Annotated in this window: 9 protein-coding genes; 5 read left to right on the forward strand and 4 right to left on the reverse strand. The window is 35.2% G+C overall.

Annotated elements, in window-relative coordinates; all coding sequences use genetic code 11:
- Positions 1 to 197 precede the first annotated feature (197 nt).
- Positions 198 to 1,034: a dihydropteroate synthase gene (folP, locus tag ACOVQ4_RS04430; protein WP_421819444.1), complete on the reverse strand. Its 837-nt coding sequence runs from the start codon at positions 1,032 to 1,034 to the stop codon at positions 198 to 200.
- 216 nt (positions 1,035 to 1,250) lie between these two features.
- Here folP and ACOVQ4_RS04435 point away from each other — a divergent pair, with 216 nt between their 5' ends.
- The 3 genes from ACOVQ4_RS04435 (at position 1,251) to ACOVQ4_RS04445 (ending at position 3,975) form a co-directional block, all read left to right on the forward strand.
- The gene (locus ACOVQ4_RS04435) at positions 1,251 to 1,811 is read left to right on the forward strand and encodes a DUF1599 domain-containing protein (protein WP_421819445.1); all 561 of its coding nucleotides are present in this window, start codon (positions 1,251 to 1,253) and stop codon (positions 1,809 to 1,811) included.
- A 509-nt stretch (positions 1,812 to 2,320) separates the two neighbouring features.
- Positions 2,321 to 3,421, forward strand: coding sequence for a BT_3928 family protein (locus ACOVQ4_RS04440; protein WP_421819446.1), 1,101 nt, complete (start codon positions 2,321 to 2,323; stop codon positions 3,419 to 3,421).
- A gap of 29 nt (positions 3,422 to 3,450) precedes the next feature.
- Positions 3,451 to 3,975: a shikimate kinase gene (locus ACOVQ4_RS04445; RefSeq protein WP_421819447.1), complete on the forward strand. Its 525-nt coding sequence runs from the start codon at positions 3,451 to 3,453 to the stop codon at positions 3,973 to 3,975.
- A 54-nt stretch (positions 3,976 to 4,029) separates the two neighbouring features.
- Here ACOVQ4_RS04445 and ACOVQ4_RS04450 read toward each other — a convergent pair whose 3' ends face one another.
- Both ACOVQ4_RS04450 and ACOVQ4_RS04455 read right to left on the reverse strand, forming a co-directional pair.
- A complete protein-coding gene (locus tag ACOVQ4_RS04450; RefSeq protein ID WP_421819448.1) occupies positions 4,030 to 5,682 on the reverse strand; it encodes a hypothetical protein in 1,653 nt (550 codons plus the stop codon).
- Positions 5,683 to 5,849: 167 nt separating this feature from the next.
- On the reverse strand, positions 5,850 to 6,929 hold the full coding sequence (locus ACOVQ4_RS04455) for a hypothetical protein (RefSeq protein ID WP_421819449.1): 1,080 nt from the start codon (positions 6,927 to 6,929) through the stop codon (positions 5,850 to 5,852).
- Between the two features lie 431 nt (positions 6,930 to 7,360).
- Between ACOVQ4_RS04455 and proS the strand changes: the two genes are divergently transcribed.
- Positions 7,361 to 8,839: a proline--tRNA ligase gene (gene proS / locus ACOVQ4_RS04460; RefSeq protein ID WP_421819450.1), complete on the forward strand. Its 1,479-nt coding sequence runs from the start codon at positions 7,361 to 7,363 to the stop codon at positions 8,837 to 8,839.
- Positions 8,840 to 9,041: 202 nt separating this feature from the next.
- Here proS and ACOVQ4_RS04465 read toward each other — a convergent pair whose 3' ends face one another.
- On the reverse strand, positions 9,042 to 9,326 hold the full coding sequence (locus tag ACOVQ4_RS04465; RefSeq protein WP_421819451.1) for a hypothetical protein: 285 nt from the start codon (positions 9,324 to 9,326) through the stop codon (positions 9,042 to 9,044).
- Between the two features lie 566 nt (positions 9,327 to 9,892).
- On the opposite strand from ACOVQ4_RS04465, the gene ACOVQ4_RS04470 reads away from it, so the two are divergent.
- Positions 9,893 to 11,743, forward strand: coding sequence for a DUF262 domain-containing protein (locus tag ACOVQ4_RS04470; RefSeq protein WP_421819452.1), 1,851 nt, complete (start codon positions 9,893 to 9,895; stop codon positions 11,741 to 11,743).
- Positions 11,744 to 12,102 lie beyond the last annotated feature (359 nt).

Here is a 12,102-nt window from a genome sequence, read left to right on the forward strand (position 1 = left end):
TACTTTGCCCATTAACCTAAGTTAGTGGGCAAAATAAAATTTAAGATTGTGCTTTGTGCTTTCAGGTAACGGCTTTCGACGGTGGGCTTTGGAAAAAAGTATGTCTGTGATTTTTAAAAATATTTTAACACTCTTTGCCTTGTGCCTGTTGCCTAGTGCCTAAAACAGAAAAATTAGATTTTATTTTGCTCACTAACTTACCTCGCATTTACAGCTTTAATCAAACTAATGGTCTCCATTGCTTCTTTTACGTCGTGAACTCTCAGGATATTGGCGCCCTTCATCAAAGCGACAGCGTTGAGCGCAGTAGTGCCGTTGAGCGCTTCTGAAGCCAAAATATCTAATTTTCGCCAAATCATAGATTTTCTTGAAACACCAACTAACATCGGTAAATTCATCACTTTAAAATCGGGTAAGTGATTGAGTAATTCATAATTTTGGTCAAGATTTTTGGCAAAACCAAATCCTAAATCTATGATTATATCACGTTGGTTGAAACTTCTTAACTGAGCTACTTTAAGTTGTAATTCATCCAAAACATCCAATACCAAGTTATCATACTGCGTCAATTGCGTCATAGTTTCGATAGTTCCACGCATGTGCATGAGGATATAAGGCACATCACCAAAACTTGCTACGGTTTCATACATTTTATCGTCCAACAAACCGCCTGAAACATCATTGACCATTACGGCACCAGCTTCTACACAAGCTTTGGCCACCTCAGAACGAAAGGTATCAATTGAGATTAATGCTTCGGGAAAATGTTTGAGGATAATTTCTGTGGCTGGCAACACTCTTTTGATTTCCTCCTCCTCCGATACAGGCATTGCGCCAGGGCGAGTCGAATGCCCCCCTAAATCCAGAAAGGTAGCTCCAGCAGACAACATTTTTTCTGCCTGATTCAATATTTCTGTTTCGGTATGTACACGACTTCTTTCAAAAAAAGAATCAGGGGTAATATTCAAAATCCCCATGACTTGAGGATGAGCAAGGTCAATAAGTTTGCTACGGCAATTAATTAGAGTAGTCATAAGAATCTATAAATTTAATTTTGCAAAGATAAAAGCAATTCTAAACTTGCCACACAATGATATCCTTAAACTAGATTCTAAGACTGATTCAAAGAATATTGTTAGAATTTTTAACAGAATGCGGTATTTTTGCATAAAAAGTTAAACATAGATAACCTATCTGTATCCTGCTGAGATTCATTAAATGAAAAATATTTAGCAACAGATTTCCCCAAAATGACAAAAACCGAATTTGAGTATCGTCAAATAATTGCGATTTGTAGAGAGCTTTTCCAGAAAAAAAATAAAGATTATGGCACTTCTTGGCGTATTCTTCGCTTGCCAAGTCTGACTGATCAGATTTTTATTAAAGCACAACGTATTCGTTCTATTCAAGAAAAAGGTGTTCAGAAAATTGATGACGGTATCGAAGGCGAATTTATTGGTATCATCAATTACTGCATTATTGCCATGATTCAAAAGCAATTGGAAGGTTCTAGCCAAATGGAATTTTCTGAGCAAGAATTAGGCGATTTGTACGACGAGCAAGTGAGTAAAACTTTGAATTTATTATTGAATAAAAACCATGATTATGGTGAGGCTTGGCGTGAGATGCGTGTAAGTTCAATGACAGATTTAATCTTGATGAAAATCTTTAGAACTAAACAAATCGAAGATAATCAAGGACATACATTGGTATCTGAAGGTGTTGAAGCCAACTATCAGGATATGTTGAACTATGCCGTTTTTTGCCTTATCCAAATGGGTATGGCTCAGCAACAGCAACAACAGCAATAATGGTTTCTGTAATTTTGAAAATGTGAAGATTGGATAATTTGAAAGTGATTTTAATATTTGTACAAAAACAAGACTGTTAACCATTGCCTATTAGTGCTGTACGAAGGATTTCCAATAATTGCGGATTTGGGATTTCTGATTTCGGAAATAAAGTAAAATACCTCAATTTTTTACAAAACAAAAAAAATTAAACTTCCGAAATCCAACATCCGATATCCGAAATAGACAGTTTTAGAATTCTTCGTACAACCCTAATTGCCTATTTAAAATTCTATAATAATCCCATTTTCATTTCTATTTTAACAGTTCATTAACAGTTTTTTGTAATGACCTAGCTTAATTTTGTTCTTTCATCTTAAAAATATTTGAAATGTATTTTGGTTGAATACTTGTATATTTAGCTATACTTTCAACTATGCCCTATTTGGGCTTGTTGTCAAGGTTTTATATCCAAACTAACATTTCACCATTTAGCCCTAATATATACAAGAATCCCCTTTTTATCTATCATGAAATTCATCGCACACTTTTCCCGAATCTTTGTTGGAGTAATATTTATTTTTTCAGGACTTATCAAACTCAATGACCCTATCGGTACCGAAATCAAGTTGGAGGAATACTTCGATGTATTTGCCACAGATTTTCCTTGGATGGCTGGATTTTGGCATTTCTGGGTACCTTTAGCCTTGTATGTATCTATCTTTTTGTGTACGCTAGAGTTAGTTTTGGGTGTATGCTTACTGGTTCAGTATAAACTCAAAAGTGCCTCATGGATTTTACTTGCTACAGTAATTTTCTTTGGCTTTTTGACCTTTTATTCAGCTTATTTCAACAAGGTTACCGACTGTGGGTGTTTCGGAGAAGCAATCAAACTCAAACCTTGGACTTCATTTATCAAGGATATGGTTTTGATGTTCTTTATTTTAATCATTCTATGGCAACGTCATATTTTTGCTGACAAAAAAACAGGTTGGGCGGTAGCTGCATCCTTAGTATTTTGTCTGGCGCTTGGAACGTATGCAGTTAATTATTTGCCTGTAAACGACGGTTTACCTTATGCTGTCGGAGAAAATATTCAGAATAACATGAAGCCTGCTGAAGCGCCTAAGTTCAAATATATCATGGAAAAAGATGGTAAGGAGCAAGAGTTTATGGAGTATCCAACGGATACAACTTGGAAATACAAACAGATGATTCAGTTGAATGAGGATGCTGCAAAAGCCAAAATTACAGATTACAACCTTTACAGAACAGGTGATTCTGTTGATTATAAAGCAGAGAGTTTTGTTGGAAAAAAATTGATGATTGTAAGCCCATTTGTTGAAAAAGCTAATCTAGGACATATCGAAGAAATCAAACAATTGATTCAAGGACTAAAAGGCTCAGATATTACTGTGTGGTTTGTAACTGCGTCGACAGATGCTGCTGCACAAAACTTTATCAAGCAAAATCAATTAGATGTTGTAGTGTTAAATGCTGATGTAAAGGTTTTAAAAACCATTGCACGTGCCAATCCTGTTATTTGGTTATTACAAGATGGTACTGTCAAAGGCAAGTGGTCTAACAAGGCTACACCTGATAAAGAGGAAGTTTTAGCAAAATTGCAATAGTCTGAAAAGGCCATTTGATGTTAACCAAAATGAAAAATATTTTTTTAGTAGGAATGCCCTCTTCAGGCAAAAGTACGCTTGGAAGACAATTAGCCAAAGCCATAGGATACAAATTTGTTGATATGGACGAGCTAATCGAACGACATGAAAATCAGACTATTCCTGAGATTTTTAAATGGAACGGAGAAAATTATTTTAGGGAAATAGAAAGTAAAATCTTGAAACAATTTTCTCCTAATCAAAAACTGGTTATTGCTACAGGCGGTGGTGTACCCTGCTTTTTTGATAATATGGATTTTATTAAGGCGAATGGTACAAGTGTTTTTCTCAACGTACAGCCAGAGGATTTATTCAAACGCATCAAATTATCTGATGCCAACAATCGTCCATTGATTAATAAAAGTAGTGGAAATCAGGCCTTATTTGAGGATATCAAGAAAAGATACGAAACACGTTTACCTTATTACATGCGTGCCGATATCAAAATTGATGGGAATATCGAGGTACAACAGCTACTTTGGTTGTTAGACGAAATCAGTGAAAAACAGTCATAAATCAAAAAAGGGTCTCCAAACGAATTGGAAACCCTTTTTTGAAAATTATATTTATTAAAAATAAACTCCAAAAGTCAAAACACCTCTTGTCCAGCTTTGGTCCATAATTGCCGTTGCATATAACGACGAATCGTTCAATACATAAGGATTGTAAGCTTGTTGTGTTTTACCAAACATTCCTGTCAAATCTACATAGAACGTTCCTGTTTTAACTCCTACACCTGCCGAATAAACCATCATTGCACGATTTACTGCATTGTTATCAAAGTTTGAATTATATGGATTTTGATAATAAGCAATACCTCCTCTTGCCGCAAACAAACCAATTCTGTACTCACCTCCTAGTTTTACATTCAACACATTTCGATAGGTATTTTGAATAGATTTTGTGTAAAAGTCCAAGTCTCCTTTAAAATAAGCATCATTCATGTTGGTACTTAATTTCATACCCTTGTAAGCTACATACTCGACATCAGCTGAAATAAATCCTTTTTTATCGAAGAAATAGGCCACCCCACCACTAGCTTTAAAGGGAGTTCTTAATTCATAATTAGAGCTTACGGGTTGTGTCGACAATCTTGGGATACGTGTAATATAAGAAGTACCGCCAGTGGTATTAATTCCATAACCTAAAGACACCAATTTACTTCCAATCGTATTTCCTCCCGATAATACGTCCGAAGAAAGTCGAATTCCTCCATTTTTAGTAGGGTCAATATCCACATTGAGCGTTGAAGAAGTAGTTTCATCTATCGAGTACCAAGTCGGCGTTGTGATTGTTGCACCTATTCGAAGGCTATTAGTCGGTTTGATGATCGTACCTACTGTTAGGTTGATTCCTTGTCCAGTTGTAGTTAAATATTTAGAAAGACCAAAAGAACGAATCGCATCATAGTTTACAATATTTTCACTAAAATCGGTTTGTGTTTCATATCTAAAACTTGGTAATCCCAAAGAGAAACCTATATAGAACTTTTCATTGGCAGTACCTCCATAACCAATTGTCCATTGGCTGGTTCTACCAGATGCTTGAAAATCATATCGCTGGTCTACGGATTTACCTTGTTCGGCACCAACAAAAGGGTCTGTACTTGTACCATTGGGATTAACTAAAAACGACCAATAATACATATCAGACTGATAAAGAAAACTAGGCGCATCGTTGAGTAAACCATTTTCAAAATCTTGCAAAGACAAACCATTATCCTTAATATCACGGTTTGTAATCTCTGCAAAACTATCCATCAGTGAACTTTGAAGATTTCGCCCTGCAAAACTCACCTTGTTGTACAACGAGCTTTGTCGATTATAAGAAATCGACCAACTACCTCTCCAGCTATCCTTATATCTTGGTTCTTGTCCTCCAAACACAATACCGATATTTGCTATATTAAAATTGTCGGTATTGGCATTTGTTTTCTTGGTATCGATATAACTACTAGCGTTTGAATTTATTTGAAAAGAAGGAGAAATAGAAAATTCGGAACGAGTATAAAAACCCAAACCAGCAGGGTTACTGGAGTTGGACGAAATATCTGCTCCTAATGCCGAGTGACTGCCGCCTAAGGCCTGAAATCTAGCAGAACCACTTGGAGCAGTTTGAGAAAAGAGTCTCGACAATGCATCATAATTATTATCTTGTGCAAAACTAGCGCTGATTGAATTTATCATCAGAGACGCAAGTAATACTTTACGAATATCTTTCATATTATTCTTACGGTTTAAAATCATATTCTTTACAATAAGGACAGCTAGATTGAAAACACCCCTCATTATATAGCGGTATTCAAACGGACTTTTGTTACTAATTTAACGTAAAAAAGCCTCACAAAGTACAACTCTGCGAGGCTTCGAGTGTTAATCATTTGTTAATATTATCTTGGACCGCGTGAGCGACCTCCGCCACCGCCACCACCTGAGCTTCCGCTGCTGTAAGAAGAACTACTGTTGCTAGAAGAATTGTTCCAGGTAGAGTTTGAGTTGGTTGTGCGGTTGCTGTTGTTTGACGACCAATCCCATGAGCTATTACGACCATTAGAATAACTACTATTAGTACTTCGAGAAGAATTGGTAGTGGTACCAGAGGTATAACTGCCGCCGTCTCTTCTAGGGCGTGAATAATAGTCTGAGTTATTGTTGTTGCTGTAATAATCGTTGTTTGTACGGCTTCCGCGGTTATAGGCTGCGCCTCTGTTGTTGTTAAAATCAGCGTTATAAGCAGATGACGAATAAGCAGGTCTTGAACGATATTTAGCTGGAGTTTCGGCGCCAATAACCGAACCTACATAATTGTTGTAGTTGTTATAGTAACCTCCGTAATATCCTCCATAGGCCAAAGAAGAGTATCCAAATCCGTACCCAAACGGATCGTAGAAACCACCATACCCATAAGGTCCATAACCAAACGTGTTTCCATACATCCAACGACTGCTAGACCAACCCCAAAATGGGTCGTAGAAGTTAGAATAAAACGGATCATAAAAGCCCATGGTAGAATAGCCAAATGGCGACCAGCGACTAAATCCCAAACCAAAAGATATGGTAGGGTTCGTATACCAGTTATTCAAGCCATAATTATATCCCAAACCATTATTGAATCCGTTGTTATAACCATTGTTATAACCTGCTGAATAATCGTCTTGATTTTGATAAACCGTACGAGAGTTTAACCAATTTTGAGAATAATATTCATTGGTTCCCTGTGCTGAATTAGAGGAATTACCATTGTTTCGATATACAGGAGCTTGGTAGGTTGATTCGTCGTAACCTTGCTCGTTATATATGCGACCGCCCAAAGTAGCAGGTCTAACGTCGCTTGTAGATGCATACAAGTCATCGTAAACTTCACCACTTGAGCTTTTTGAAACAACTGCTTGTTTGGAAGTATTACAACCCCAAACCAAACCAATCAACGTAATGGCTGAAAGGTATTTGATTGAATGCTGAAGGCTCATAGCTGTTTGAATTTTAGATTGTAGGAGTATTTTCAGTAATACAAAAATATTTTAAAGTGTATCAGCAATCAGTGTTTTCTGGAAAGTAAGACATTCGAACTGTTGATTCACTAATTATACCTTAAATTGTACTTTTTGTGGATAAAGCAATGCGAAGAACAACTTAACAAAAAAATCTTATAACAAACTTACTACAAAAAGTTATCTTTGCAAGATAATTAACATAACATTAACAAAATTAAATCTTTAAATGTTCCAATAGTCCAAGGCTTTGAAAATGAAGCATATACTCCATTTTATATTTCATTTTCTATAGAAAAGACTATTATTAGAACGTTTTCCCCTATTAGTTTTGTACATTTTTCGCCGATTTAGCGTTATTCTAATCTCATTTTAAGCTAGAAAGGCATTAACCAACCATAATACAACCCATGAGCAAAGGCTTACCAAAACGTAGCGAAAATTATTCTGAGTGGTACAACGAACTTGTTAAGCGTGCCGATTTAGCCGAAAATTCTGCCGTTAGAGGCTGTATGGTAATCAAACCATATGGTTATTCTATTTGGGAAAAAATGCAGCGTGCTTTGGACGATATGTTCAAAGAAACAGGTCATACTAATGCTTACTTCCCGCTTTTTGTACCAAAAAGTTTGTTTGAAGCCGAAGAAAAAAATGCAGAGGGCTTTGCCAAAGAATGTGCTGTAGTAACTCACTATCGTCTGAAAAATGACCCTGAAAATAAAGGTAAATTAATTGTTGACCCCAATGCTCGCCTTGAAGAAGAGTTAGTGGTTCGCCCAACTTCTGAGGCTATTATCTGGAGTACTTATAAAAACTGGATTCAGTCATACCGTGACCTTCCTTTACTAATTAACCAATGGGCAAATGTTGTGCGTTGGGAAATGCGTACTCGCTTGTTCTTACGTACTGCCGAATTCTTGTGGCAAGAAGGCCATACAGCACATGCTACCAAAGAAGAAGCCATTGCCGAAACCGAACAAATGTTGGAGGTATATGCCACTTTCGCTGAAGAATTTATGGCTGTTCCTGTTATCCGTGGCAAAAAGACGGCCAACGAGCGTTTTGCAGGTGCAGATGATACCTACTGTATCGAGGCAATGATGCAAGATGGTAAGGCTTTACAGGCTGGTACTTCTCACTTCCTAGGTCAAAATTTTGCCAAAGCTTTTGACGTGAAATTCTCTAACAAAGAAAACCAACAAGACTATGTTTGGGGTACTTCTTGGGGCGTTTCTACTCGTTTGATGGGTGCTTTGATTATGGCTCACTCTGATGATGAAGGTTTAGTATTACCTCCAAAATTAGCGCCAATTCAAGTGGTAATCGTACCTATTTTCAAAGGTGCTGAACAATTAGAGGCTATTTCTGAGAAAGTTTTACCTATTGTTAAAACTTTGAAAAAATTGGGAATTTCTGTCAAGTTTGATAATTCTGACAAACAATCGCCAGGTTTCAAATTTGCTGAGTATGAGCTGAAAGGTGTTCCTGTTCGTTTGGCAATTGGCGCTCGTGACCTTGCCAACGGTACGGTTGAAATTGCACGTCGTGACACAAAGGAGAAAAAGACGTATGAAATTGATGGCGTGGTAGAAGTTATCCAAAATCTATTGGAAGAAATCCAAGAGAATATCTATAATCGTGCTTTATCTTTCAGAAAAGAAAATACCCTTGAAGTTGATTCTTGGGATGAATTTGTAAAAACTCTGGACGAAAAACCTGGTTTTATTTCGGCTCACTGGGATGGTACTTCGGAAACAGAAGAAAAAATCAAAGAATTAACTAAAGCTACGATTCGTTGTATTCCTTTGGATGCAAAAGAAGAAGCAGGCAAATGTATTTATACAGGAAATCCTTCATCTCGTCGTGTAATTTTTGCTAGAGCTTATTAGGACTTAGTAAATTGTAATTGAGCAGTGCATAAATTTGTAGAAAAGAATTGCGTTGCATCTAAAGCGTTGATAGCTACAAGTAAGGTCATCTTGACTTTTTTATTTTCTTCATTCCGATGATAATAAAAGCTATAAAGTGAAATCCTATCCAACTTGAAAGTGTTGTATAGAATCGATTTAACAAATACCTGTAACTATCTATTCATGCATTAGTTCTTTCAAAAGAATATCTTTCTTTGTAGAGTTCTTCGTCCATGATATGAGACCAATTATTGCCAGTAGAGTTCCTTTTATTAGGAGCAATATTGGCGATAATTTGTTTTTGATGATATAGTTGATGTATGCTCTCTGATCCAAAACCTGCATCAGCATTCATGAATAACCCATCAACTGAAATAGTAGCATCCTCTAACATCGTAATAAGTTCTTCAAAAGTCTGCTCAATGTTAAATAAAGCATTGTGATTACTTGCAACTTGTATTGACATAGCTAGTACAAGCCCCTGTTTATCAGTCAAGTGAAGTGCATTGATAGCTTTTCATTTCTTTCTACATTGATAAGCAACTTCTTCGCCACCGCGAATATATGACGAATGACATCCATCTAATTTACCATTGAAGGATCGATAGAATACTTGTATTTTTATCAAAAGTTCTATGAAACACTTTTTCCAAATACCTTCTTTAAACTAACGACGATAATGTCCGAAAATAGTCTTGTAGTGAAGAGTAAGGGTGCTAAATAAGCTTTCGGCAGGTGATAAATGCCATTAAATCCCTTAACGTGGTTACCAGTCTTAACTTATAAAGAATAAAATTAATTATTTCACTAAGAGAAACTTACGGCTTAAAGCCTCGTTTTCTTTCAGGTAAATAACCAATTATTTCTAATTCTATTATATCTTTACTAGGTCCGTAGTACATAAAAAAGTTGCTTGGTATGATTCGCAAAACAAATATCAGCAACCTTTTTTATTTTAAACAATTCTATCAAAAGTCAAGATGACTTCTCTATAAAGAACCTACCAACCTAAAAATAACGACTAAAAAGAAAATGGCAAAAGACATTGAACCAAAATTGAAATTAATCAGTGATTATTTTAAACTTGACAAAACACAAAACTTTGTAATACCAGAGTATCAGCGTGGATACTCTTGGGGCGTTACCCAGTGTGATAAATTGTGGCAAGATATTGAAGCATTCATTTCCTCAGGTGCGGGAGACCCATACTTTTTTGGGACAATAATTGTTGATTGTTCTGATACAGACAAAGGTAAATTCAGTTTAATTGATGGACAACAACGTACAACAACATTCATTTTGTTACTTAAGGCATTGCTTATTAGACTGCAAGAAGTACTAAGTGAGTTTAAAAATACATCTCAATCCGAAGCACTGGAAGAAGGATTAAAAGAAAATAGGAACAAAATCATCAACATATTATATAAAGCAAATGTTGAAAGAAGAATTGAAATTTTAAATGATTGGAATAAAGCTAAAAACATTACTCTATTAGAGAACAACTCTATTAATGAACAATACAAAGGAGAAGTACAGAAAATAATTGAAGCTGAAAATTTTAATTCAGCAGAATCAAATGTATCTATCATACCACGCAAACAAAAAGACAATAAATACACTAATCATTTTAAGAACTTTAAATTCTTCTATAACAAATTCGAGGAAAAATCGGAATCACAAATAAATAGTTTTGCTAATGTTTTTTTGGAAAAATGTCAAGTTATAGAAATCCGAAGTTGGCAAATTGAGCAAGCGATTACAATGTTTAATTCATTAAATTCAACAGGTATGCCGCTTTCGGATGCGGATATAATTTCGGCTAAACTCTACTCAAACGCAGGTGACAACAAAGAGGAATTTAATAATCAATGGGAAAACATTAACAAGTTAGCTAATGAATTAAACAGCCGAAAAATTATAGACATTAATGCAGTATTACAGCAATTTATGTATATCAATCGTGCGATAACTAAAGAGTATTTAAAGGAATCATCTGTTGATGTAACAACACCAGGACTCAGGAGGTATTACACAGACGAAGATGAATACGGAATTAAATCACCAAGAAAATTATTAAGTGACCCAAAATTATTATGTGATAACTTATCTAAAGTTACAAATAATTGGAATATTGTTAAAGATTTCCCCATGGTCAAATTACTTTTAAAGTACAACGAAAACGTTAAATTATATCTATCAAGTTATTTGTATCGCTACGAAACAACGGAAATTACAGAAGATGAAATCTTAGATATTTGTGAGTGTTTATTAAGACTATTTACTCTTTTAGAAATAGGCGATGCAGGTTATTCAAGTACAAAGTTTAAAACATTCTTATTTGCTCAAAATTTAAATTTAGTTGATAAAAATGTTACCATCGAGACAATCAAAGATGAGTTTAACCAACATATTAACAAAGTTTGGGATGAAAAAATTGTTTATGATGAAGTTATTGATTACGACAAGAATTTACTTGTGTTTCTTAACGAATACCTTTTTGCTAAATCTAAAGGATTGAAGTTTGACTTTGCAGAAAATGTAAATATTGAACATATAATGCCTTCAAGTGGTCGTAACATAATAACAATACAACAAGATGCAAATCTTGTGTCCAAAGAAGAGTTTATCAGTGTAGTAAATAAAATTGGTAATAAAATATTACTAGAAGAAGATATAAATAAGTCCATTGGCATGGAATGGTTTAAGACAAAGAAGCAAAATTCTATAAATAGTAAATCAGGTTACAAAGACAGCAAGTATGGAATAGCTTTAAATTTAACCACTTACCCAAATGACACTTGGACAAAATCCGATATTGAGACAGCGACTTCTAAAGCATCTAACAGAATTGTGAAATTTATTTTTAACAAGCAAGAAGACTAAAACACCTGCTACCAACAGGCCTTTGGCAAAATGTCGGGTAGCTTGGATAATTATACATTCTGCCTCACATCATCTTTTGGGGTGTATTGACAGTTTTGTGCTCTGTAATCCGCCACTGCGCCAAACGCCAAAGCATAGTATTATCAAAAAAGTCTGTCGAAAATGATTTTTCGACAGACTTTTTTGATAATACTATACTTGATAGGACTCTGTTTTAGATGTAAAGTATTACGTCTCTACGGCTAGAATACTCATTTTAACATCATCACTCATTAAGAAATAACATCCTGATATTTAATGTTTCTTTTATTGATAAACTCTGATATAGTCTACCTCCATAGTAGCCGAAGTAAAGGCTG

The sequence above is a fragment of the Flectobacillus sp. genome (genome assembly GCF_049240685.1).
GTDB lineage: Bacteria > Bacteroidota > Bacteroidia > Cytophagales > Spirosomataceae > Flectobacillus.

Coding starts and splice junctions, on each gene's coding strand:
- folP (WP_421819444.1), bottom strand. CDS start 1,034: ATGACTACTCTAATTAATTGCCGTAGCAAACTTATTGACCTTGCTCAT.
- ACOVQ4_RS04465 (WP_421819451.1), bottom strand. CDS start 9,326: ATGTCAATACAAGTTGCAAGTAATCACAATGCTTTATTTAACATTGAG.
- ACOVQ4_RS04470 (WP_421819452.1), top strand. CDS start 9,893: ATGGCAAAAGACATTGAACCAAAATTGAAATTAATCAGTGATTATTTT.
- ACOVQ4_RS04450 (WP_421819448.1), bottom strand. CDS start 5,682: ATGAAAGATATTCGTAAAGTATTACTTGCGTCTCTGATGATAAATTCA.
- ACOVQ4_RS04455 (WP_421819449.1), bottom strand. CDS start 6,929: ATGAGCCTTCAGCATTCAATCAAATACCTTTCAGCCATTACGTTGATT.
- proS (WP_421819450.1), top strand. CDS start 7,361: ATGAGCAAAGGCTTACCAAAACGTAGCGAAAATTATTCTGAGTGGTAC.
- ACOVQ4_RS04440 (WP_421819446.1), top strand. CDS start 2,321: ATGAAATTCATCGCACACTTTTCCCGAATCTTTGTTGGAGTAATATTT.
- ACOVQ4_RS04445 (WP_421819447.1), top strand. CDS start 3,451: ATGAAAAATATTTTTTTAGTAGGAATGCCCTCTTCAGGCAAAAGTACG.
- ACOVQ4_RS04435 (WP_421819445.1), top strand. CDS start 1,251: ATGACAAAAACCGAATTTGAGTATCGTCAAATAATTGCGATTTGTAGA.